This window comes from Blautia intestinihominis (genome assembly GCF_040096655.1).
Classification (GTDB): Bacteria; Bacillota; Clostridia; order Lachnospirales; family Lachnospiraceae; genus Blautia_A; species Blautia_A intestinihominis.
Window position 1 is genome coordinate 70267 of record NZ_JBBMEI010000004.1, and the last position, 22818, is coordinate 93084.

21 protein-coding genes are annotated in these 22818 nt (G+C 48.5%); 19 read left to right on the forward strand and 2 right to left on the reverse strand.

The window, feature by feature from the left end:
- Positions 1–9: 9 nt before the first annotated feature.
- From WMO75_RS02590 to WMO75_RS02615, 6 genes are all read left to right on the forward strand, one after another.
- The gene (locus WMO75_RS02590) at positions 10–792 is read left to right on the forward strand and encodes a hypothetical protein (protein ID WP_118698132.1); all 783 of its coding nucleotides are present in this window, start codon (positions 10–12) and stop codon (positions 790–792) included.
- A 149-nt stretch (positions 793–941) separates the two neighbouring features.
- Positions 942–1805 (forward strand): class II fructose-1,6-bisphosphate aldolase, encoded by an 864-nt coding sequence (fba, locus tag WMO75_RS02595; protein ID WP_022213508.1) that lies wholly within the window; start codon positions 942–944, stop codon positions 1803–1805.
- A 152-nt stretch (positions 1806–1957) separates the two neighbouring features.
- On the forward strand, positions 1958–2722 hold the full coding sequence (locus tag WMO75_RS02600; RefSeq protein WP_349077545.1) for an arginase family protein: 765 nt from the start codon (positions 1958–1960) through the stop codon (positions 2720–2722).
- A gap of 4 nt (positions 2723–2726) precedes the next feature.
- On the forward strand, positions 2727–3485 hold the full coding sequence (locus tag WMO75_RS02605; RefSeq protein WP_302700479.1) for a prolipoprotein diacylglyceryl transferase: 759 nt from the start codon (positions 2727–2729) through the stop codon (positions 3483–3485).
- A 126-nt stretch (positions 3486–3611) separates the two neighbouring features.
- Positions 3612–5318 (forward strand): S8 family peptidase, encoded by a 1707-nt coding sequence (locus WMO75_RS02610; RefSeq protein WP_243111531.1) that lies wholly within the window; start codon positions 3612–3614, stop codon positions 5316–5318.
- A gap of 194 nt (positions 5319–5512) precedes the next feature.
- On the forward strand, positions 5513–6910 hold the full coding sequence (locus WMO75_RS02615; RefSeq protein ID WP_118698135.1) for a uracil-xanthine permease family protein: 1398 nt from the start codon (positions 5513–5515) through the stop codon (positions 6908–6910).
- 93 nt (positions 6911–7003) lie between these two features.
- Here the strand turns inward: WMO75_RS02615 and WMO75_RS02620 are convergent, their stop codons facing one another.
- Together WMO75_RS02620 and fliB are read right to left on the reverse strand one after the other, a co-directional pair.
- Positions 7004–8236: a 6-phosphofructokinase gene (locus WMO75_RS02620; protein WP_349077546.1), complete on the reverse strand. Its 1233-nt coding sequence runs from the start codon at positions 8234–8236 to the stop codon at positions 7004–7006.
- 86 nt (positions 8237–8322) lie between these two features.
- Positions 8323–9471, reverse strand: coding sequence for a flagellin lysine-N-methylase (gene fliB / locus WMO75_RS02625; protein ID WP_349077547.1), 1149 nt, complete (start codon positions 9469–9471; stop codon positions 8323–8325).
- A 209-nt stretch (positions 9472–9680) separates the two neighbouring features.
- Between fliB and srtB the strand changes: the two genes are divergently transcribed.
- The 13 genes from srtB (at position 9681) to WMO75_RS02690 (ending at position 22811) form a co-directional block, all read left to right on the forward strand.
- A complete protein-coding gene (gene srtB / locus WMO75_RS02630; RefSeq protein WP_349077548.1) occupies positions 9681–10496 on the forward strand; it encodes a class B sortase in 816 nt (271 codons plus the stop codon).
- A gap of 49 nt (positions 10497–10545) precedes the next feature.
- The gene (locus tag WMO75_RS02635; protein ID WP_349077549.1) at positions 10546–11271 is read left to right on the forward strand and encodes an NAD-dependent protein deacylase; all 726 of its coding nucleotides are present in this window, start codon (positions 10546–10548) and stop codon (positions 11269–11271) included.
- A gap of 15 nt (positions 11272–11286) precedes the next feature.
- The gene (locus WMO75_RS02640; RefSeq protein ID WP_022214649.1) at positions 11287–11475 is read left to right on the forward strand and encodes a DUF951 domain-containing protein; all 189 of its coding nucleotides are present in this window, start codon (positions 11287–11289) and stop codon (positions 11473–11475) included.
- A gap of 250 nt (positions 11476–11725) precedes the next feature.
- Positions 11726–12604 carry a leucine-rich repeat domain-containing protein gene (locus tag WMO75_RS02645; protein ID WP_118698140.1) on the forward strand — a complete coding sequence of 293 codons (879 nt, stop codon included), beginning with the start codon at positions 11726–11728 and terminating at the stop codon, positions 12602–12604.
- Positions 12597–13154 (forward strand): DUF4430 domain-containing protein, encoded by a 558-nt coding sequence (locus tag WMO75_RS02650; RefSeq protein ID WP_349077551.1) that lies wholly within the window; start codon positions 12597–12599, stop codon positions 13152–13154. The genes WMO75_RS02645 and WMO75_RS02650 overlap by 8 nt, the downstream gene beginning before the upstream one ends.
- A complete protein-coding gene (locus WMO75_RS02655; RefSeq protein WP_291579501.1) occupies positions 13135–14145 on the forward strand; it encodes an energy-coupling factor transporter transmembrane component T in 1011 nt (336 codons plus the stop codon). The genes WMO75_RS02650 and WMO75_RS02655 overlap by 20 nt, the downstream gene beginning before the upstream one ends.
- The gene (locus WMO75_RS02660; protein ID WP_296054213.1) at positions 14142–15878 is read left to right on the forward strand and encodes an ABC transporter ATP-binding protein; all 1737 of its coding nucleotides are present in this window, start codon (positions 14142–14144) and stop codon (positions 15876–15878) included. The genes WMO75_RS02655 and WMO75_RS02660 overlap by 4 nt, the downstream gene beginning before the upstream one ends.
- Positions 15857–16717, forward strand: coding sequence for an ECF transporter S component (locus tag WMO75_RS02665; RefSeq protein ID WP_022214654.1), 861 nt, complete (start codon positions 15857–15859; stop codon positions 16715–16717). Before WMO75_RS02660 ends, WMO75_RS02665 begins: the two co-directional genes overlap by 22 nt.
- Positions 16718–16730: 13 nt before the next feature.
- Entirely contained in the window at positions 16731–17480 is a 750-nt protein-coding gene (locus tag WMO75_RS02670; RefSeq protein WP_296054211.1) for a sugar phosphate isomerase/epimerase family protein, read from the forward strand.
- Complete coding sequence (locus tag WMO75_RS02675; RefSeq protein ID WP_349077554.1) at positions 17477–18448, forward strand: prenyltransferase/squalene oxidase repeat-containing protein; 972 nt, start codon at positions 17477–17479, stop codon at positions 18446–18448. The genes WMO75_RS02670 and WMO75_RS02675 overlap by 4 nt, the downstream gene beginning before the upstream one ends.
- A 15-nt stretch (positions 18449–18463) precedes the next feature.
- Entirely contained in the window at positions 18464–19399 is a 936-nt protein-coding gene (locus WMO75_RS02680; protein ID WP_022214657.1) for an AAA family ATPase, read from the forward strand.
- Positions 19396–20574 carry a DUF58 domain-containing protein gene (locus WMO75_RS02685; RefSeq protein WP_349077555.1) on the forward strand — a complete coding sequence of 393 codons (1179 nt, stop codon included), beginning with the start codon at positions 19396–19398 and terminating at the stop codon, positions 20572–20574. The genes WMO75_RS02680 and WMO75_RS02685 overlap by 4 nt, the downstream gene beginning before the upstream one ends.
- Positions 20487–22811, forward strand: a complete 2325-nt coding sequence (locus tag WMO75_RS02690; RefSeq protein ID WP_349077556.1) for a transglutaminase TgpA family protein — start codon at positions 20487–20489, stop codon at positions 22809–22811. Before WMO75_RS02685 ends, WMO75_RS02690 begins: the two co-directional genes overlap by 88 nt.
- Positions 22812–22818 lie beyond the last annotated feature (7 nt).

Here is a 22818-nt window from a genome sequence, read left to right on the forward strand (position 1 = left end):
GGGGATAGCATGAGCGGATATATTTTATGCCAGACAAAAAAAGCGAAGATTCCGTATTATATCGAGAATATCAGCACAAATGTTTATTCCCTGGAGGAACTTTGCTACTATTTTTATCATAATCTTTATCTTGTAGATGAGACCATCCTGAATGAAAATCTGTGCAGATGGCTGCAGGAGGAACTGGAACTTCCGAAACTGGCGGCGAAGCTCCGCCCTCTTTTTGAGAGAAATTACAGTATCGAGGAGTTTCTGTATCCGGTGTTCAAGGAGATCAATTATCTCACTTATGAAGAAATGAAGAGCCTGAACATGCAGATCCAGAAGCTTGCAGAAGAAGCTCCTTTTCTGAGAGAAAAGCGAAAAGGCGATGCACTGGTAGAGAATGGCATGTATGTCCATGCGATCCAGGTTTATCAGAAACTTCTGGAAGAAGAAACACTGGAAGAGGTCAGGGAAGGATTTACGGAGGATATCTTCCACAATCTGGGATGTGCCTACAGCTACCTGTTCCAGATGGAAAAAGCGGTCGAATGTTTCCGCAGGGCGTATGAGGGCAGCAGGAGTAAGGATGCACTGATCGCATATCTTCTGGCGTTTGGTGTCACAAAGACATCAGAAGAATATCAGAATCTGGTAAGGAGGCTTGGTGTCGAGAAGGAAGTCTTAAGGGAGATCAAGGAGAAACTTGCAGAATTCGGAAAGAAACCGGAAATCCCGACAGACTACGAAAATATAGACGAAACACTTCAGAAACTCACCCGGGATTACCACAGAAGCACCGGTTCATGAGCCGGTCAGCAGGTGATCGTCATTATTTTGTCAGATTAACTCAGGAATTTGTCCAAATAGACTGGACGAAACGAGAGGAATCTGTTAAACTAGACATATAAATTGGAAGTGGTAAGACCAACTTCCGATAAGATTAGGAGGAATTTATCATGTTAGTAAACGCTTCAGAAATGTTGAAAAAAGCAAAAGCTGGTCACTATGCAGTTGGTCAGTTCAACATTAACAACCTTGAGTGGACAAAAGCAATCCTGCTTACAGCACAGGAACTCAACTCTCCGGTTATCCTCGGTGTATCCGAAGGCGCAGGAAAGTATATGACAGGCTACAAGACAGTTGTTGGTATGGTGAAAGGAATGCTGGAAGAACTGAACATCACTGTTCCGGTTGCACTTCACCTTGACCACGGCAGCTACGAAGGATGCCTGAAATGTGTTGAAGCCGGATTCACATCTATCATGTTTGATGGTTCCCATTATCCGATTGAAGAGAACGTAGCAAAAACAAAAGAACTGGTTAAGATCGTTGCAGATCACGGAATGTCCCTGGAAGCAGAAGTTGGTTCCATCGGCGGTGAAGAAGACGGTGTTGTAGGTATGGGTGAATGTGCAGATCCTAAGGAATGCAAGATGATCGCTGATCTTGGTATCGACTTCCTTGCAGCAGGTATTGGTAACATCCATGGTAAATATCCGGCAAACTGGAAAGGCCTGAGCTTTGAGACTCTGGACGCTATCCAGCAGCTGACAGGAGATATGCCGCTCGTACTTCACGGTGGTACAGGAATCCCGGCTGATATGATCAAGAAAGCTATCGACCTTGGCGTATCCAAGATCAACGTAAATACAGAGTGCCAGCTTGCATTTGCTGCAGCTACACGTAAATACATCGAAGAAGGCAAGGATGAGCAGGGCAAAGGATATGACCCACGTAAACTTCTTGCTCCTGGATTCGAAGCAATCAAGGCTACTGTTAAAGAAAAAATGGAACTGTTTGGTTCTGTTAACAAAGCCTGAGATTTATTCAGCTTGAGTAATTTGTAAAGAGAGAGACCTGGAGAGGATTTTTCGGAATCTTTTCCAGGTCTTTTGTGTTCTGAAAAGCTGTTCAGCAGGGTTCCTGTCACGCAGAGGTTGCGGGATATTTCTCTTCGTGGTAAGATAGCTCTATGACAAAAAAAGAAGATATCATCATTATGAATTTTTCAGGAATCTACAAACAGCAGCAGTTCTGGCAGACCGGAGAAATACAGAGAAATATTTCCTGGGTGGAGGTACAGGAGCTTCCGGGAAGCAACTGCTACTGCGATGGAGATGCAATGGAGACTTTGCGGCAAAAGCTGGAGGAATTTGATGCAGATGGGATCCATTTCATTGATTCCGGCAATTATCACTATATGAGCCGTATCTGGCTTGAGAAACTGAACACACCATTCAGACTGGTCGTTTTTGACAACCATACCGATATGCAGCCGCCGGCATTTGGAGGATTGCTTTCCTGTGGAGGATGGGTGGCGGCGTCCCTTGAGGAACTTCCACTGCTTAAAGAAGTGCTCCTGGTCGGACCGGATCAGGAGGCTTTTGACCAGACAGAACCGGTCCTTCGGGAAAAAGTACGTTTTTTGTCGAGGGAGAAGCTGGGAGAGATGACGCTGGAGGAGAAAGTTTCGTTTTTTGAGGAGCTGACAGCAGAACTTCCGACGTATCTCTCGGTTGATAAGGATGTACTCTGTCCGGAGGAGGCCTCAACGACCTGGAGCCAGGGAGAGATGACACTGGAAGAATTGTGCGAGTTTGTAAAGATCCTTTTGGAAAAACAGGACATTCTGGGAATGGATGTCTGCGGAGAATGTGATCCGGATGCCTGTGAGGGTGATCATCTGAACGATCTGGCGAACCGGAAACTTCTGGAACTATGGAGAAAGGAGCGATAGATTTATGAAAAATGAACTCCTGACGATCGGACCTTTGACGGTCTACGGATATGGTGCAATGATCGCACTTGGCGTGATCGCAGCCTGGGTAGTGACAGAACTCCGGGCAAAAAAGCTCCGACTCAGCAGTGACCATGTATTCGCCCTTGCCCTCTGGGGGCTTCTGGGCGGTCTGCTCTGTGCGAAACTTCTGTACTGGATCACAGAATGGAAATCCATCATGGCAGATCCGGGATTTATTCTGGACACATTGTCGGATGGATTTGTAGTCTATGGCGGGATTCTTGGAGGAATCCTCGCAGGCTGGATCTACTGCAAGAATAAAAAAGTTAATTTCTGGAAATATTTTGACCTCGTGATGCCGTCTGTTGCGCTGGCACAGGGATTTGGACGGATCGGCTGTCTGCTTGCAGGCTGCTGTTATGGAAAAGAAACGGACAGTATCTTTGCGATCACCTTTCATGAGTCAGAGTTTGCACCAAACAATGTGCCGCTGATCCCGACAGAGATTTATTCCAGCGTGCTTGATTTTGCACATTTTGCGCTGCTTTTGTTTATTGCCAGCCGTAAAAAGAAGGACGGACAGGTGGCGGCGTGCTATCTGATCTTTTACAGTATCGGAAGGTTTATCCTGGAATTTTTCCGCGGGGATCTGATCCGTGGAAGCGTGGGCGTGCTGTCGACTTCTCAGTTTATTAGTCTGTTTACCGGGGCGGTGGGAATTATCATATTGATCCTCCGAAGCAAGAAAAGCAATGCCTGAGCAGACTGGACTTACAGGTGGAAATTGGATTCAGATTTGAGGAAAACGTAGATATGGAAATAACAGGAATAAAGAGGTTGATGTCTGCATAGCCTGTACAGAAATATGTGCAGGAGACCGATGACTATGCGCATACAGGAAGGCATTATCGTGCCGGCACAGGATCAGCAGTATCAGAACTTTATCGTCCGATATAACCAGAATCTTCATGGAGATTTTGATTACCAGTCCGATGATACGTTTCAGATTGTGAATGACCTGTTCGGGATTCTTTATGTCCCGGAGCAGGATGTTCCGGCACTGGAATTTAACAGTTATTCTTATTCTTCTATTCCCAAATGTTACACTTATATGGAGCTTGGAGCACTGAGTGCATCTGGCGTGCTCAGGCTTCACGACCATCCATATCTCAGATTAAAAGGAGCCGGAACATTGGTGGCGGTCATTGATTCAGGGATCGACTATCAGCATCCGGCTTTTCGTAATGGTGACCAGAGCAAGATTCTGAGTATCTGGGACCAGTCCCTTCCGGGAGGGCGTTCCGGCCGGATCCCATATGGAAGAGAATTTACCAGAGTGCAGATCAACGAGGCACTTGCTGCCGAAAATCCGCTGGAGATTGTGCCCTTAATCGACAGAAACGGACACGGAACCAGGCTCGCTGCGACAGCAGCAGGAAATCGGATCCCGGAAGAAAATTTTTCCGGGGCGGCACCGGAAGCAGAGCTGGTGATCGTCAAGCTTAAGCCTGCCAAAAAATATCTGCGGGATTTTTACCTTTTTCCACGGGAAGCGGAGGTTTTTCAGGAAGATGATATCATGCTGGCGATTGCTTATGTGTTACAGTGCGCGGTAGAAAATCAGATGCCGCTTTCTATCTGCATAGGGCTTGGGACGAATATGGGGGCGCACCGCGGAGACGGACCTTTGAGTGAGTTTATCAACAGCACGGCAAGTTTCAGCCAGAACTCCATTTCGATCGCGGCGGGAAATGAAGGAACAGCCAGACATCATTATTTAAGTGGGGCGGATCGGCAGGAAAAAACAGATACGGTAGAACTCAAAGTAGGAGAGCAGGAGAGTACCAGAGGATTTTCGATGGAATTCTGGGGTGACTCTCCTAATTTTTATAATATCGTGATCCAGTCACCGACAGGTGAGAGACTTCCGGTGAGCACCGCCCTCAAATATGGAACCCAGGAACTTTCGTTTGTATTTGTGGAAACGAGGATCCTGGTCAACTACATACCGATCGAGCGAAGGACGGGAAAAACACTGGTTTTTTTCCGTTTTCTGCATCCGGCACCGGGAATCTGGAAACTTCTGGTGGAGGAACGGATGCCGGCCAATGGAGGATTTCATATCTGGCTTCCGACGAGGGGACTGATCTCCGATGAGACCTATTTCCTGAAATCCTCTCCGGAATTCACGATCACTTCCCCCGGAGATGCCCGTGACGGAATGACAGTAACCGCATACCAGTACCGCGACAACAGTCTTTATGTCCAGGCGAGCCGCGGCTACAACACTGAAAATGTCGTAAAACCAGACTTCGCAGCCCCGGGTGTCGGAATCCTGACTGCCTCGATCGGAGCCGGCCGGATCTTCGAACAGGCAACAGGAACCAGCCTTGCAGCTGCCCAGACCGCCGGGATCGCCGCCCTACTGTTCGAATGGGCCCTGATCCGCGGCAACGAACCCTACTTCACCGGCAACAGCGTCAAAAACTACTTAAGCCGCGGCGCAGTCCGTGACGATATAATACAGTACCCAAATCCGAACTGGGGGTATGGACGTGTGGATCTGTATCATACGTTTGAACTTTTGACGTAAAATCTTGTTGAATATACAAAAAAATTTAGTGAATCTAATTGTTTTTTTGATAATAATTTGCTATAATATATGCACAATGACGATTATTCGGAGCGGTTAGGACGAATGATCTCAAAAACAAATGATTCCGGCGCACAAGAGGGCAGACAATTACAAACAGGGGAGAGGCGGCGGAACGGAAACAGGAGGAAACAATGAAACGAGGAAGTATTTTTGAACTGAATGGCGTTCCAAAATTCCAGGAAGCCATTCCGCTGGCCCTGCAGCATGTAGTTGCCATGATCGTGGGATGTGTTACCCCGGCAATCATCGTAGCCGGAGCAGTAGGAGGAGGCGGCTTAAGCGCCAAGGATCGAGTTATTCTGATCCAGGCATCACTGGTCATCTCAGCACTGTCGACCCTGATCCAGTTATTCCCGCTTGGCAAGAAAGGCGGCTTTACCCTGGGATCCGGACTCCCGATGATCATGGGTGTCAGCTTTGCCTACGTTCCAAGTATGCAGGCGATCGCAGAAGGCTATGGGATCTCGACGATCCTGGGCGCGCAGATCGTCGGTGGTGTGGTAGCATTTATCATGGGTATTCTGGTCAAGAAGATCAGAGTTTTCTTCCCGCCGCTGATCACAGGTACCGTTGTATTTACCATTGGTCTGTCCCTGTACCCGACAGCGATCAACTACATGGCGGGCGGCACAAGCAATCCGGATTACGGTTCCGGGCAGAACTGGCTGGTAGCATTCATCACACTGGCAGTTGTAACTGCACTGAACCATTTCGGCAAAGGAATCCTGAAACTGGCTTCCATTCTGATTGGTATCATCGTTGGTTATATCGTATCCATTCCGTTTGGCATGGTGAATCTCTCAAGTGTAGGTCAGGCGAAGATGTTCCAGCTCCCACAGTTCATGCATTTTGGCATCCACTTTGAGATCTCAGCCTGCGTTGCCATCGGACTTCTGTTCGCGATCAACTCCGTACAGGCAATCGGAGACTATTCCGCAACGACCATCGGAGCAATGGACCGTGTGCCGGAGGATCGTGAACTCCAGAACGGTATCATGGCATATGGTATCAGCAACGTGATCGGCGCACTGTTCGGCGGACTTCCGACAGCAACCTACAGCCAGAACGTAGGTATCGTTACAACCACCAAGGTTATCAACCGCTGCGTCCTTGGTCTTGCAGCAGTCATCCTCGGCGTTGCAGGTATCGTGCCGAAATTCTCCGCACTTCTGACAACGATCCCACAGTGTGTTCTCGGTGGTGCGACCGTATCCGTATTTGCTTCCATCGCAATGACAGGTATGAAACTTGTAGCTTCCGCAGAGATGGATTACAGAAACTCTTCCATCGTAGGCCTTGCAGCAGCAATCGGTGTCGGCGTTTCTCAGGCATCCGCAGCACTTGCAAGCTTCCCGGACTGGGTAACTACGATTTTTGGTAAATCCCCTGTAGTTCTGGCAACACTGATCGCAGTAGTGCTGAACGTCATTCTTCCAAAGAGCCGCGTAGAGCGCAAGGAAGAAGAAAAACTCAAAAAAGAAGTAAAAGAAAAGATCAAACAGGATCACGAAGAGTTTGATCAGCAGTAAAACCTGAATACATAAAAAGATCCCTTTCTTATCTGGAACCGCTTCTGGCGGCCGCAGTGATGGGAAAGGGATCTTTTTTATTTATGGAAAAAATTATTTACGGTATACAAATGCCGGAAGTCCGTCCTCACCAAGAGGAACATTTACATTTCCCTGGATCAGCGGTCGGGCATAGCGGACAAAATCTTCGGTGACATCGTGACCGTCAGGTGTGATCCACTCTGCCGGAACGACCTTTTCCTGGTTACAGATCTCATTGACATCCTCAAGTCCACAGACCATCTGGTAATTACCATCAGCATCGGCCTCGCGGATGAAGGAAACCATCTTTCCAGTCTCACCGTTAAGGGCAGCCTGCACGCCAAACTTACCTGCAGCAACAGCTTCCTGCTGGTCGGTGGCAGAGATCATGGCTGCACTGCATCGCTGGCTGACGTTCAGTTCTACAGAACGGGCTTTGACACCGAGACGGCTACGGACAAGATTTTCAAGATATTTGCCGCATCCTGCAAGCATCTTGTGACCGAAAGTGTCGGTTCCTACAGAGCTGTCATATTCGCAGATAAAAGTTCCCTCAGCGTCGTGGATTCCCTCAGAAACACAGACGATAAGGTTGCAGTTTGTCTCGAATGCTTTTTCCAGATCTTTCAGAAAAGCTTCCTGGTCAAAATCTGTCTCCGGAAGATAGATAAATAACGGGTTGTCGCCATCATATTTACGTGCAAGGGCACTGGCAGCAGTCAGCCATCCCGCATGACGTCCCATGATCTCGATGATCGTCACGGATTTTTTCTCATAGACATTGGCATCAAGAGTGATCTCACGGACAGTAGATGCAACGTATTTGGCAGCACTTCCGAATCCCGGTGTATGATCGGTATGGATCAGGTCATTATCGATCGTCTTTGGCTCGCCGATCACACGGATGGAGCTTCCAATTTTGGCTGCATAGCGGGAAAGCTTGCTGACAGTATCCATGGAATCATTTCCACCGATATAGAAAAACCAGCCGATGTTCATCTCTTCAAACTTGCGGAAAAGCTCCGGATAGACCGGATCTTCGAGAGATTCCGGCAGTTTGTAACGGCAGGAACCAAGATATGCGCCAGGCGTGTGAGTAAGATACGTAAGCTTCTCGCCCGGAAGAGCTTCCTCAAAATCAAGCACACGACCAGCCAGGAATCCTTCGATCCCATTGACCATGCCGTAAACATGTCCGATTTCATCAGAATGGGCAAGTCCCTCAGAAACAACTCCATGAAGGCTGCTGTTGATCACGGCAGTAGGTCCGCCGGACTGTCCGACGATAAGATTTTTCTTTGACATTTGTATACCTCCGATTAGGTTAATAATGAATTCATTGTAGCATACGGGGGAGAAATTGACAAATGAAGATTCAGGGGCATGGCGTTTCAGATCAGCAAAAGGTTCCTGAACGCAAAAATCTCATCCTCATCCATCAGCCGTTCCATTTCATTCAGATTGAGATCAGAGTGTTCGAGCTCTCGTGAAAAGCGGTAGCAGATGGATACGAGGTCATAAAAGGTGAAATGGTGGTCATTTGCGAGGTAAGTACCCACGGCGAGGTCGTGGATCATGGCTGTGCAGACGACTGCCATTTTTATTTTGGCGAAGATCTGGTCATCGTAGACGGCTCCGCAGAAGTAAGTGTAGATCCAATAAACGAGAAGCTGTTCTTCCTGGATCGTCCAGTCCGGGCAGGCTGCGAGAAATTCCTGACAGCAGCTGGTAAATTTTTCTTCGGAGTCACATGCCGTGTAGAGCGGGAGTAAGGTTTCGTGGAGATATTTCCGCCATCTTTTGCGCAGGACTTCCATCTCGGGAATGACAGCCTTCCAGACCTGTTTACGGTAAGTGACAGGATCTGTCCTGGAAGTTGTCCACTTCTGGATCTTTGCAAGAAAAGTATCTCCAACGCCGGAGCTCTGGTGGCGTGCGCGGATATCTTCCCACTGGTACAGCTCATTTTTGTCAAGAGCCAGCTGGAAATCATGTGTACAGGCAAGCAGTTTGTGGCGGCGCAGTTCCATGGGGAGGTTTCTGTCCTGAACGATGGAAATGAGGTAGTCCCTGGTATCCATCAACGCAGTAAAAAGCAGATAGTCAAAATCATCATACGTCTCTTCAGGAGTTTCTTTTTCTATTGTGACAAAAGTAGTTTTTTCCTTCCGGGAGAGAAAGATCCTCGCGGCCTCCGGGCAGGATAAAGAGAGGGAATATTCGCGCAGTCCCTCGAATTCTTCGATGTGGCGGGGATATTTCCGGCAGGTATCGCAGAGCATGTCAGGACCAGCTTCGCTGTAGATATCGCAGAGATTTTCTTCATTTAAGAAAGCACATCGATGGTCATACTGGCGAAAAGCCTGTTCCTTCCAGTCAATATCATTATAGAGCCGGTTGCGGAAAGCACCCTTAAAGTGGCGGTATTTCTTAAGACTCCTGTCATCGATCATGATCTGCCATCCCGCACAGCAGGTGTCCGGACAGGCTCCTGCGATACAGGAAAATTCTTTATAAAAAGCAGGAAATGTAATCTGCATTTTTGATGTCTCCTTTGTAAAAAATTATACAATGAATTATAGCATCCTGACTTCTTCTCTACAAGATACTCATTCTTATAAGTATGAAATAACTATAAATTCACATCCGGTTCCATTGACGTAAAATGTGTCCTGTGCTAAGATTTTACAGAACAGACAGTTAAATCTGATAAAATGCAGGAAATAAGTCTGGACGAAAGGAGTGTATTATGAGTGGGAAAAACACAGAGAATCAGTCCAAGCAGAAGAAAAAAGGAGATATCCTTCAGACCCTGGTTCTTATTGTGGCGATAGCAGTTTTCTGTTATGCAGCCGTGAATCTTTTTCATATTTACACAGAATACAAGAAAGGAACAGATGAATATAACCACATTGAACAGATGGCAGTGACAGACCGTGCACCGGATTCACAGGAAGTGGCAGGACCGAATGCACAGCCAAAGGCCCCGATCGACGTGGATTTTGCAGCACTTAAGAGCGTGAACTCAGATGTAGTAGGCTGGATTTATGTAGAAGCACTGGATGGCATCAGCTATCCGATCGTGCAGGGCAAGGATAATGAAACATACCTGCACCAGACATACGAGAAGAACTATAATTTTGCAGGAACTATTTTTGTGGATTATGAAAACAGTCCTGATTTCAGCGACTGCAATACTCTGGTTTACGGACACAATATGAAGAATGGTTCCATGTTCGGCCACCTCAAGAAATTTGCAGAGGATCAGGAGACTTATAATAAGAGTAAATATTTCTGGATCCTGACACCGGATAAGAATTATCGTTATGAGATTATTTCTGCCTACACGACAGGGGTCAACAGTGATACCTACACTTTATTCAAGGGACCGGGCGATGAATTCCAGAGCTATCTGGAAACGATCAAGGGTTATTCAGAAATCCAGACAGATCCGGGCGAGCTGACGATCAAAGACAAGATCGTAACATTGTCTACCTGCACAGGAAACGAATCCACAAGGTTCGTAGTACAGGGAAAGAGGGACATTTCTGAGGATGCCCATTAGGGAGCAGCCTGCGGCAGACAGAAATCAAAAGAGCAAAGGGGGATTTTACATGGATGAAAAGATCATGAAATTACAGGAGCTGATCGATCAGCACGATAACATTGTGTTTTTTGGCGGGGCGGGAGTGTCCACGGAGAGTGGAATTCCTGATTTCCGTTCCCAGGACGGATTATATCATCAGAAATATGATTATCCTCCGGAGACTATCTTAAACCATACCTTTTTCCTGAGTCATCCGGATGAATTTTATAAATTCTACCGTGACAAGATGCTCTGTGATACTGCCAGACCGAACGCCGCCCATCTGAAACTCGCAGAGCTCGAAGAGGCAGGCAAACTCAAGGCTGTGATAACCCAGAACATCGACAATCTTCATCAGATGGCGGGCAGCCGCCGTGTACTGGAGCTTCATGGAAGCGTATACCGCAATCACTGTATGAGATGCGGGAAATTTTATGATTTTGATTATGTGAAGCACAGTGAGGGAGTTCCGAGATGCGAATGCGGCGGAATGATTAAGCCGGATGTGGTTCTTTATGAAGAAGGACTGGATAATCAGACGATACAGGATTCTGTCCGTGCGATCTCCGAGGCGCAGGTTCTGATCATAGGAGGAACCTCTCTTGCCGTCTATCCTGCGGCAGGTCTGATTGATTATTTCCGGGGAGATGCACTGGTGGTCATCAACAAATCATCGACTCCGCGTGACCGCAATGCAGATCTTCTGATCAAGGAGCCGATCGGTCAGGTATTTTCTCAGATTAAAGTAAGATAAGGGAGCAGACAGGGCATGGAACTTGTTTATGAAGTGGGGGATGTTGTAACCCTCAAGAAAGGTCATCCATGTGGAAGCAAGGAGTGGGAGATCCTTCGTGTAGGAGCAGATTTCCGGCTGAAATGCATGGGCTGCGGACACCAGATCATGGTGCCGCGCAAAATGGTAGAAAAAAATACAAGAAAATTGTCGAAAAAGATATGAACATTGACAGAAATGTGTAAAACTGTTATACTTTTCTGAAAAAGAATAACCAGGCGTGGTTTGACCAGAAAAGTCAATTTAATGTAATCCGGCGGGAATCCGGAACAGTTTATAAGAAACTGCTGTAAGTGTGCATCCGCATACAGAGTCAGCATATAGAACGCGTTGTGCAGAGGACAGAGACCCATCATGGCAATTATGGGGCTCTGTTTTTGTTGTCTTAAAGAGAAAAGGAAAGAGCGGAGAAACCATGGAAAGACAAAATGCGGAAAAAGGCTGGAATCAGCTGAGGTATGATGCACGGGTATACACGATACAGAATGAGCGAAACAGGAGAGTAGGCGCACCGGGGGAGATTCCGGATCAGTACAGATACATAGGGGACAAATGCTTCCTTAATAATGGCAAGGTACACAGTGTATCGCTTCCCGCTGCCTGTCGCGTGATCGGCAAGCAGGCATTTGAGGGATGCCAGTTTCAGAAACAGGTCAGATTTCCGGATACACTGATAGAGATCAAAAAAAGAGCATTCGCAGGGAACCGGCGTCTGAGGGCAGCAGTACTGCCGGACAGTCTTGAGAAGATCGGTGCACAGTGTTACCGGGAGTGCAGCAAACTGAAAAGAGTGGAATTTTCTTCCGGGAGCAGATGCAGGGTGATCCCGGAGGGAATTTTTGATTCCTGCCTGAATCTGGAGGAAGTCTGTCTTCCGCCACATACACAGCAGATTGAGAAGAGAGCTTTTTACCGCTGCAAGGAACTTCATAGCATTGCACTGCCGGATTCTGTCCGGGAGATCGGAGAAGAAGCATTTTATTTCTGCGGAATAGAGGAGCTGACACTTCCTTCGAACCTTCGGGTGATCGGAGACAGTGCCTTTTTCCGTTGCAAGAATTTAAGAACGGTATATGTCCCGGAGAGTGTCAGAGAGATCGGCCGGTGGGCGTTCCACGGCTGCAGCAGACTGGAGCGGATCGAGATCCTGCATGATCCGGATGAGATCGGACCATGGATCATCAACAGAAGCTGCACGATCGTCTGCCAGAAGGGCAGCAAAGTAGACGAATATGCACAGGAATTCGGCTTTACTACAGAATATGCAGAACTTTTAGAGGAACTTGATGGATAGGAACGGAAAGAAATGGAAGGATAATAAGATGTTCTTTGTAAAAAGTAGAACCAGAGTTACAGCAGCAGTCTGTATGGTGCTGTTTCTGTGCAGCTTTCTGTTATCGGGCTGTGGAGGCGGCGCTTCATCAAAAGGCGGAAACTGCACGATCTCGATAGAATGTTCCACGATTCTTGACCATATGGAGGATCTTAAGGAGACCAAGAAGGAATTTGTTCCGCAGGACGGATGGATCCTTAAGGAAACGCAGGTATCATTTAAGAGCGGCGAAACCGTTTTTGACATTCTGAAGCAGATCTGCGGAGAGCAGGGAATCCATATGGCATCCCGTTATACACCACTGTACAAGAGCTATTATGTTGAGGGAATCAACCAGCTTTATGAGTTTGACTGTGGCAAAAACTCCGGCTGGATGTACAGCGTAAACGGCAAGTATCCGAATTATGGCTGTTCCAGCTACAGGCTTGAGGACGGAGATAAGATTGAATGGAGATACACCTGCAATCTTGGCTCCGATGTAGGAGATCAGTATGCAGAAGATGGAAAGTGACAGTTTTTCCCGGTGCCACCCCCTGCTGAACTTTTTTTATTTCGGAGTGGTGCTTTTATTTACCATGTTTAATCAGCATCCGGTATTCCTGGGCATATCTTATGCCGGGGCTGTCTTTTATGCCGCGCTGCTGAATGGCTGGCGCAGGACACTCAGGCAGAGTCTGCTTTTGACCCTGCCGGGGCTTCTGGTCGTGGCACTTCTGAATCCGATGTTCAATCATTATGGTGTAACAATGCTTTATTATGTTGAGAGCAGCGGAAACTGGATCACACTGGAGGCTCTGGTATACGGCGTTGTGCTTGGTGCCGTCATGTTTGTCGTGATCCAGTGGTTCAGCTGTTACAATCAGGTCATGACAACGGACAAATTTGTTTACCTTTTCGGACGGATCATACCGGCACTTTCACTCGTGCTTTCGATGGCACTTCGGTTTGTGCCGCGTTTTTTGAATCAGCTTGGAGTTATCCGGAACGGACAGAAGGCAATGGGGCGAGATGTTTCAGAGGGAAGACTTCTGGACAGGATAAAATATGGCCTTCAGATGCTTTCGATCCTTGTGACCTGGTCGCTGGAAAATGCGATCGAGACTTCGGATTCCATGCGAAGCCGTGGCTATGGACTGCGGGGAAGAACGGCGTTTTCCGTCTATCGCTTTACAAAGAGAGACTGTTGCCTTGGAACCCTCATGGCAGGCCTTTTTGCTGTATTTACAGCAGGCTGTGCCAGTGGAGCTGCCTATGCGGTATATGATCCGAGGATCGTACTGGCCGGCTTTACCGTGCAGGGCAGTACAGCACCGGTAAGCGTTACGCCATGGCTTGCCGGAGCAACTTATCTCTGTTTCGGGATTTTCTGTTTCCTTCCGGTGATGCTGGAACTCTACGAGAGCCGGAAACTGAAACAGAGCAGGAAAAAAACAGGAACCGATATCGGAATGACTTACCGTCAGATTTATGAAGAACTGGAACAGGAAGGAAAAATCTTATGAATATAGTAGAGATACATGACTTTTGTTTTGCATACCCGGATTGTTCCAGTAAGGTGCTCGATCAGGTAAATATGGAGATTCAGGAGGGAACCCTGAATGTGATCTGTGGAAGGAGCGGCTGTGGCAAAAGCACTCTGCTCCGTCATTTCAAGAGCGTACTTATGCCTCATGGAGTTTCGAGCGGAACCGTTCTGTTCAAGGGAGAGAAACTTGCAGAAGTCGATCACAGGACGCAGAGTCAGGAGATCGGTTTTGTCATGCAGAATCCGGATAATCAGATCGTAACAGACAAAGTCTGGCATGAACTGGCTTTTGGGCTGGAGAGCCTTGGATATGACAACGAAACAATCCGGCTCCGGGTTGCGGAGATGGCGAGCTATTTTGGAATTCATCAGTGGTTCTACAAGGGTGTGGAGGAACTCTCCGGAGGACAGAAGCAGCTTCTGAACCTGGCGGCGATCATGGCAATGCATCCGTCGCTTCTGATTCTGGATGAGCCGACTTCTCAGCTTGACCCGATCGCGGCATCAGACTTTCTGGAAACGGTCAAAAAGATCAACCGCGACATCGGAACAACTGTGATCATTACAGAACACCGTCTGCAGGATATCATTCCTTATGCGGACAAAGTGTTTGTACTGGATAAGGGAACCGTTTTTCTGGAGGGAAGACCGTCAGAGATCGGTCAGAAACTGCGGGAGCAGAAGCACGGGATGTTTTTGTCCATGCCGGTTCCCATGCAGATCTACGGAGAGACCGACAGCAGTGCGGCCTGTCCCCTGACCGTCAGCGAGGGACGGCAGTGGCTGGCGGAATACTTTCATACAAAAGGAATTTCAAGGGAACTTCAGCAAAAAGCAAACGACCGGTTCCTGGCCGAGAAGACAGCACAGCAGAAAGAACAGCAGCCATCTTCCGGCAGAGAACCGGCAATAGAAATGAAGGATGTCTGGTTCCGGTATGAGAAGGACAGCCCGGACGTTGTGCGGGATCTGTCACTTCAGGTAGGAAAAGGCGAATTTTATGCACTGGTGGGCGGCAACGGAACCGGCAAGAGTACGACATTGTCACTCTTAAGCCGGGTGCGCCAGCCTTACCGTGGCAGGATCCGTCTGGAGGGCCGTGATATCCGTACCTATAAGGACAGAGAATTATACTGTGGCTGTCTTGGTGTGATGCCACAGAATCCACAGAGTATTTTTCTCAAAAAAACAGTACTGGAAGATCTTTATTCCGTCATTGGTGGAAAGAAAGAGAAGCTTTCTCCGGAATATCAGGTTCACATGAAGAAGGAAAAAGCCATCGAGGGAATAGTAAGCCTGACACGGCTTGAAGGGCTTCTGGACCGACATCCCTATGACTTAAGCGGCGGAGAACAGCAGAGACTTGCTCTTGCCAAAGTACTTCTCCTGCGTCCGAGGATCCTCCTGATGGATGAACCCACCAAGGGCATGGACGCAGAATACAAGGAAGAAATCGGCAGAATTCTGAATAAACTGAAACAGCATGGACTGACGATCTTTATGATTTCCCATGATGTGGAATTTGTCGCAGAGTATGCAGACCGCGTGGGTCTGTTCTTTGAGGGAAATGTTGTGACAAGCCAGAATACAAGGGAATTTTTTGCAGGAAATAACTTCTATACAACAGCGGCAAACCGTATGGCAAGGCAGCTCTTTCCGGATGCTGTCACCGGAAAGGATGTGATCACATGCTTACGGAACAGCAATTAGATACATTTATGGAAGAATTCTGGGAGGACCGGCATCCGGAGCATGCAGCAGATACGAAGGAAGAGCAGCCAGAGGAACCAGAAGAATACAGACTTCCCACAGACGGACTGATCATCCGGCAGATGACGAAGGAAGGCAGAGTCAGCAGGCGGACATGGTTTGCGCTGGGTGTGATGCTCCTGGTCGTACCGTTACTTCTGTATCTGTCAGTCAGGGTTTTCCACGGACGAAAATATCTGGTCTGCAGTCTGATCGTGATCGTTGCGGCGATGCTTCCCTTTTTTATGATGTTTGAGGGAAGAAAGCCGAAGGCGCGTGAGATCATGGTGATCGCAGTCCTGGCGGCGATCGGAGTGGCAGGAAGAGCGGCATTTTTTATGGTGCCGAGTTTCAAACCGGTTGCGGCGATCGTGATTTTGAGCGGTATTTCCTTTGGAGGGGAAGCAGGTTTTCTGGTCGGGTGTCTGATCATGATGCTTTCCAACATGTTCATGGGACAGGGACCGTGGACTCCGTGGCAGATGTTTGCATTTGGCATGATCGGTTTTCTTGCGGGAATCCTTTTTCAGAAAGGAATTCTCAAAGCACGGAAGCGGGATCTCTGTATTTATGGATTTTTGAGCGTGTTTCTGATTTATGGTGGAATCATGAATCCGGCAAGTGCGTTGATGTCATATGGACAGGTTACCTGGGCAAGTCTTCTGGCTTTTTATATTTCAGGAGCACCGGTCGATCTGGTACATGCCATCTCAACAGTGATTTTTCTGTGGTTCTTAAGTCGTCCGATGCTTGAGAAACTGGAACGCATCAAGAAAAAATACGGGCTGGTGGAGCCCTGAAAAGAGGCAGAAAGTGATCAATATCAGTCATCTGCTTCCGGATGAGGAAATGAAAGAACTGATCCGGGAAACAGGAATGGGAGTGGAGAGCATTGATTTTTCCATCTCCGACAATCTGGATCATCTGGAAGAGACGATACAGATATACAGGAAAAAATTAAATACATTTGGGAATCCGCCGCTGACACTTCACGGGCCTTTCCTGGATCTGAACCCGGCTGCGTTTGACAGCCTGATCCGTGAAGTAACGATGACCCGGTTTGCACAGTGCTATCAGGCGGGGAAGGAACTTGGAGCCAGAAAGATCATTTACCATTCCGGAATGATCCCCTGCGTTTATTTCAGGGAAGGATGGGCAGATCAGGTAAGCCGGTTTTTCTGCGAGTTTCTGGAACACAGAGAAGGACTGGAAATCGTGATGGAGAACGTTCTGGACGAGGACTGGGAACTTCTTCTGGATGTATACAGGAAAGTAGATCATCCGGACTTCCATCTGTGTCTGGATATCGGGCATGCGCACTGTTATTCAGAAATTCCGGTTCTCACCTGGGCAGAAGAACTTGCACCTTACGTCACGCATGTTCATGTCCATGATAACTGCGGTGACCGGGATGCACATCTGGGGCTTGGAAAAGGTACCATTCCCTGGCAGAAACTACAGAACCTGCTTCCACTTACCAAAGAGAGAAGCTGGACGATCGAATGTTCACGCAGAGAGGAGGTTCTTCTCTGCTGGCACAGAATACGAGAGGGCAGAGTATGAACAGATTAAAACAAAGAGGACTTACATTTCTGGTACTGCTGACAACAGCAGGAATGATGACAGGATGCGGCGGCAGCAGTACACCGGATCTGGAGAAGGCACTTGCAAAAACCGCAGAATATGAACAGAAGACAGTGACGTCTCCCGCATCAGATTCCCTGGGCGGTGAGTGGACAGTGATCGCACTGGCGCGTTCCGGTGAAAAGGCAGAGGACAATTACTTCGAGAAATACCGTGCAAATCTGGAAAAGAAACTGAAAGAGCAGGACGGTATCTTAAGCGAAAACAAATATACAGAATATTCCCGTGCAGTACTGGCACTTTGTGCGATCGGGGAAGATCCGTCAGAGATCGGCGGCTATGATATCCAGAAGCCGCTGGAAGATTATGAGACCGTTGTCTCTCAGGGACTGAACGGAGCTGTTTTTGCCCTTCTTGCCCTGAATGCGCAGGATCCGCAGGCGAATAAAGACGGTGAGGTTCAGAAGAAATATCTCGACTATATTCTGGAACAGGAAAAATCCGATGGCGGTTTTTCTCTGGATGACAATGCCACAGAGGGAGATGTGGATCTGACGGCCATGACGCTGCAGTGTCTGGAACCGTATCAGGAAGAAGAAAGCGTAAAAGACACCATAGACAGAGGCGTAGAGTTCCTGGTAGATGCACAGGATGCAGACGGAGGTTATACCGCCTATGGAGACAAGAGCTCCGAGTCCGTTTCCCAGACGATCATTGCCCTGAGTACCTATGGCATTGACTGCAATGAAGATGAGCGTTTCCAGAAAGACGGAAAGGGACTCTACGATACTCTTATGACCTATTACCAGAAAGACGGAAGCTTCTCCCACACAGAGGACGGAGACAGCGATCCGATGGCGACGGACCAGGCATTCTGTGCGATGGTGGCATATGAGCGCTGCCAGAACAAAGAAAACAGTTTCTACAACATGACAGATCACAGATAAACGGAGGAAAAGACATTGCCGGAAAAAATAACACAGCTCCAGAAGGAACTCGAGACGATCATCAAAGGAAAAAAAGCAGTTACAGACAAGATCATCATGGCAGTGCTGGCCAGAGGCCACATTCTTCTGGAAGACGTGCCGGGTGTCGGAAAGACAACGACAGCGCTTGCCCTGAGCCGCCTGATGGGAATGGAATTTAACCGTATCCAGTTTACCCCGGATGTTGTTCCGTCTGATGTCACCGGATTTACCATGTATGAGAAACAGACCGGCCAGTTCATGTACCGTCCGGGTGCGGTAATGTGCAACCTTCTTCTTGCAGATGAGATCAACCGTACTTCCAGCAAGACGCAGGCTGCACTTCTGGAAGTAATGGAAGAGGGAAGAGTGACCGTGGACGGAGAGACCCATGAAGTGCCGCAGCCGTTTGTGGTTCTTGCGACAGAGAACCCGGTTGGTTCTTCCGGTACTCAGATGTTACCGGAATCCCAGCTTGACCGTTTTATGGTCAGTCTCAGCATGGGATACCCGGATCACCAGAGCCTGGTAGAGCTTCTCCGCGACCGTCAGAAAGTCAATCCGCTGGAACTTGCGCGGACTGTCATCACCAGAGAAGAAGTCCTGAAACTTCAGAGCGAAGTGCAGGATGTGTATGTGGCAGACGAAGTCCTGGATTATATAGCAAAACTCGCGGAAGCGACCAGAGAACATGAAATGATCGTCCTCGGCTTAAGTCCCCGTGGAACGCTGGCATTGTGCCGTATGGCAAAAGCGGCAGCCTACATGAGCGCAAGAGACTATGTAATACCGAAGGACGTACAGACGGTATTCAAAGACGTGGCAGCTCACCGTATGGTCCTGGATTCAAGGGCAAGATATCAGGAAAAATCCGCCCGTGAGATCCTTGATGAGATTCTTGCAGAAGTACCGCAGCCGAAGGTAGAAGGATGATGAAAAGCAGGATCATGTGGTTTCTGTGGATCGTTCTGATGGCAGGAGCTACCGTATATACCGGTTCCTGGATCTTTGTCGTACTTCTTATGATCTCGGGCATTCTTCTTGTCTTTTCAGCAGTCACAGCTCTGTTCTGCGGAAAAAAGATGGAATGGAAACTGAAACTTCCAAGAGCGGCCCAGAGGACAGAATGTTTTAATGGAAACCTTAAGATGCAGAACAATTCCATATGGCCGGTATCCGGAAGCTGTACACTGCACTGGCAGAATCAGTTTACCGGAGAGAAGGGAGAGATCCCGCTTCCGTTTTCCCTCGGGACCAGAGAAACCGGAACTGTGGGATTTCAGGCGAAGAGTAACTGGTGCGGCTGTATTGAGTTTGGATTTTCACAGTGGAAATGCAGAGATTTCTTTGGTGTGGCGGCTGTGAAACGTGTGGCAGAAGTGAGCGGCTGTACCGTAGTGATGCCGGGGGAACACAGGCAGGATTTTTCTTTCCTTACCAGAGAGGGCTTTGATATGGAAAGTTTTCGCTATTCCGGCAGCCGTCCGGGAGATGATCCGGGCGAGACCTACGATATCCGCGAATATCAGCCGGGAGATTCCATCCGTCAGATCCACTGGAAGCTTACGGGCAAGCTGGATGACATTATGATTCGGGAAAAAAGCTACCCGGTCGATGATACCGTTCTGATCCTGGCCGAAAGCTGGCAGGAACACAAAGACCCGGGAAGGGCAGAGACTGTGGCAGAAGTTTTTGCCTCAGTTCTTCTGGACTTTATAGATAAGAAGATTCCCTGCCAGGCAGGAATCTACGACCATCAGACAGGCAGGTTCCGGATACAGAAAGTCCGGATACGGGAGGATTACGAAAACGTCCTGTATCTTTTTCTTCGCAGCAGCGGACAAAAACGAATGGCTGTACAGGGCTATCTTGAGAACTCCGGCACACAGAGCTTTGCAAACTATATTTACATAACCGGGGATCCGGATGACAGAGAAGCGGAGACCTTGAGACAAAAAGGACAGGTAACAGTCATAGGCTGCGGAACCGGCAGCCCGGACAACGGAGGAGAACACATAACATGGAGATATGGATCACAGAATCCGGACAGCACCCAAAAAGAGAATACAGAAAACAACTGTCAGGTATCCTTCTGCAGACTGCGCTGATCTGGCTTGTGGAAGGCTTTGGGCTGATCCTGTTCCTGGAGCTTTTTTCGGAGCAGGTGTACAGAGTGTCGGTTCTTTTAAGCGTTTTTGTGGTCACTCTGCTGGCACTTGTCACAGCCAGAATTCCCAAAACGGGACTGGCAGTCCGGTGCGGAAGCACACTGGCCGCTGTGCTCCTGCTTCTGCTGTTCCGCAGAAATATCCTGGACGGAGCTGCACTCTACTGGAATGACGCGGCAGATATCCTTGGCAGCAGAGCGGGAATCTACCTGAACCGGTATGACACGACAGCAATTACCTCGGGAAACAGCTCCCGGATAATGTTTCTGATCGTCCCCGGAATAATGGCGGCGGTTCTGGGACTCATCATTCTGAAGTACAGATGGTGTATCCTTACCCTGCTCTGTGCGGCTCTGTACCCGGCGCTCCTTCTTCTTACAGAGGGCGTACCGGATCATAAGGTCTGTTTCCTTTTTTATCTGGGACTTCTTCTGAAACTGAACTTTATTCTGACACATTCCACGAAGTCAGATGGGAGGGCGCAAAGCTCCCGGGCTTTCTGGGAGGGCGGCATTCTGGCACTGGGCGTGATGCTTGTGGCAGGACTTCTGGCTGCACAGATACTTCCGGAAGCAGACTATTCTTCCATGGAGATCGTGGCAAAGGCAAAAGAAGAAGTTCACACCGGCATAGAGAATCTGCGCTATAAGAAAGGTGAGATCAATTCACTCCCGAACGGCAGGCTCAAAGAATGTGCAGCCTGGACGGCTTCGGACGATACCGCACTGCGCGTGACGATGGAAAATCCGGATTCTCTGTATCTGCGCGGATTTGTGGGAAGCACCTATAACGGCTCTGAATGGAAAAGTATTTCCACCGGGGATGCCTATAAACAGAAAAATCTTTTTTACTGGCTGCATCAGGGTGGATTTTATGCAGAAACACAGCTGGCGCAGGGCGGAAATCTGGTCGGAGATGATACGCTTTCAGGGAAGATATCTGCACTGACGGTTGAGAATCAGAAGGCAGACAGCAGATACCTCTATACACCTTATGAACTGGCAGAGATCCCGGAGGGATATGACGGGGAAACCCCGCTTACCGACAGCACTCTGGGAGCAAAAGGACTGTTTGGACAGAGAGCCTATACACTCCGGACCGACAGAAACCTGGTCGGAAATTTCACGGCGCTGGGCGCGAGAGTTTACCAGACCCTTGCATCAGGCGAGGGAACCGATTACCGGGATGCGGAAAGCTACTATAATACCTTTGTATACAGTCAGGACACAGATCTCCCGGCTTCTCTGGAAACTCTTTTCCGGGCAGAACTGGGAGACGGAGGAAACCGTGAGCAGGGACACACCGATTACTATACCGCGATCACAAGGATCCGCGCATACCTCGAAAAAAACATGACCTACAGCACAGCTTCAGATCCGGATACGAAGGATGGAGACTTTGTGGAACACTTTCTGACAGACACAAAGATCGGACACAGTGTCCATTATGCATCTGCGGCGGCACTGATGTTCCGCTACTATGGAATCCCGTCCCGTTATGTAGAAGGTTATCTTGTCACACCGGAAGATGTCAGAGACAAAAAATCCGGGGACACCATAGAGATTCCGGGCAAAAACGGCCACGCATGGACAGAGATCTACATTGACGGTCTCGGCTGGGTTCCGGTTGAAATGACACCGGAATATTACAACGTCATGAAAGAAGCAGATCTGAAGACAGGCCTGGAGGCGCAGGGCGCAAAGGCGGCAGCAATTCCTGAGACAGAGGAAGAACCGCCGATGGAAGAAAATATCCAGACACACTGGAGTCTCAGACTGGCACTGTTCGGGATCGAGAAATTCCTGATCCTGCTTCTGTCGGTATTTGACATATTCTGTCTGATCTTTATTCTGACAGTCTGGATCCTGAGATTCCGGGCAGGACAGATCCGAAAGCGCAGATTCCAGAGCGGAGACGACCGAAGTGTAGTCCGTGCCATGGCAGGATATGCAGAACTTCTCTACCGCCATGGACCGAAACTTTATTCACAGAAGACAAGAGAGACGTATCAAAAGATATCCGTGATCGGACAGCGGGCGGCATTCAGTCCGCATCCGGTATCAGGAGAAGAACGCCGGGAAACCGCAGCCTGCATCAGAACCATGCAGAAAGAACTTAAGGCAGCGACAGGCTGGTATGAGAAATGGATCATGAAGTATATCGAAAGGCTGTATTAAAGGGTAA

Excerpts from the sequence above, each read along its gene's own strand:
- WMO75_RS02590 (WP_118698132.1), top strand. The coding sequence starts at position 10 with ATGAGCGGATATATTTTATGCCAGACAAAAAAAGCGAAGATTCCGTAT.
- fba (WP_022213508.1), top strand. The coding sequence starts at position 942 with ATGTTAGTAAACGCTTCAGAAATGTTGAAAAAAGCAAAAGCTGGTCAC.
- WMO75_RS02600 (WP_349077545.1), top strand. The coding sequence starts at position 1,958 with ATGACAAAAAAAGAAGATATCATCATTATGAATTTTTCAGGAATCTAC.
- WMO75_RS02605 (WP_302700479.1), top strand. The coding sequence starts at position 2,727 with ATGAAAAATGAACTCCTGACGATCGGACCTTTGACGGTCTACGGATAT.
- WMO75_RS02610 (WP_243111531.1), top strand. The coding sequence starts at position 3,612 with ATGCGCATACAGGAAGGCATTATCGTGCCGGCACAGGATCAGCAGTAT.
- WMO75_RS02615 (WP_118698135.1), top strand. The coding sequence starts at position 5,513 with ATGAAACGAGGAAGTATTTTTGAACTGAATGGCGTTCCAAAATTCCAG.
- WMO75_RS02620 (WP_349077546.1), bottom strand. The coding sequence starts at position 8,236 with ATGTCAAAGAAAAATCTTATCGTCGGACAGTCCGGCGGACCTACTGCC.
- fliB (WP_349077547.1), bottom strand. The coding sequence starts at position 9,471 with ATGCAGATTACATTTCCTGCTTTTTATAAAGAATTTTCCTGTATCGCA.
- srtB (WP_349077548.1), top strand. The coding sequence starts at position 9,681 with ATGAGTGGGAAAAACACAGAGAATCAGTCCAAGCAGAAGAAAAAAGGA.
- WMO75_RS02635 (WP_349077549.1), top strand. The coding sequence starts at position 10,546 with ATGGATGAAAAGATCATGAAATTACAGGAGCTGATCGATCAGCACGAT.
- WMO75_RS02640 (WP_022214649.1), top strand. The coding sequence starts at position 11,287 with ATGGAACTTGTTTATGAAGTGGGGGATGTTGTAACCCTCAAGAAAGGT.
- WMO75_RS02645 (WP_118698140.1), top strand. The coding sequence starts at position 11,726 with ATGGAAAGACAAAATGCGGAAAAAGGCTGGAATCAGCTGAGGTATGAT.
- WMO75_RS02650 (WP_349077551.1), top strand. The coding sequence starts at position 12,597 with ATGGATAGGAACGGAAAGAAATGGAAGGATAATAAGATGTTCTTTGTA.
- WMO75_RS02655 (WP_291579501.1), top strand. The coding sequence starts at position 13,135 with ATGCAGAAGATGGAAAGTGACAGTTTTTCCCGGTGCCACCCCCTGCTG.
- WMO75_RS02660 (WP_296054213.1), top strand. The coding sequence starts at position 14,142 with ATGAATATAGTAGAGATACATGACTTTTGTTTTGCATACCCGGATTGT.
- WMO75_RS02665 (WP_022214654.1), top strand. The coding sequence starts at position 15,857 with ATGCTTACGGAACAGCAATTAGATACATTTATGGAAGAATTCTGGGAG.
- WMO75_RS02675 (WP_349077554.1), top strand. The coding sequence starts at position 17,477 with ATGAACAGATTAAAACAAAGAGGACTTACATTTCTGGTACTGCTGACA.
- WMO75_RS02685 (WP_349077555.1), top strand. The coding sequence starts at position 19,396 with ATGATGAAAAGCAGGATCATGTGGTTTCTGTGGATCGTTCTGATGGCA.
- WMO75_RS02690 (WP_349077556.1), top strand. The coding sequence starts at position 20,487 with ATGGAGATATGGATCACAGAATCCGGACAGCACCCAAAAAGAGAATAC.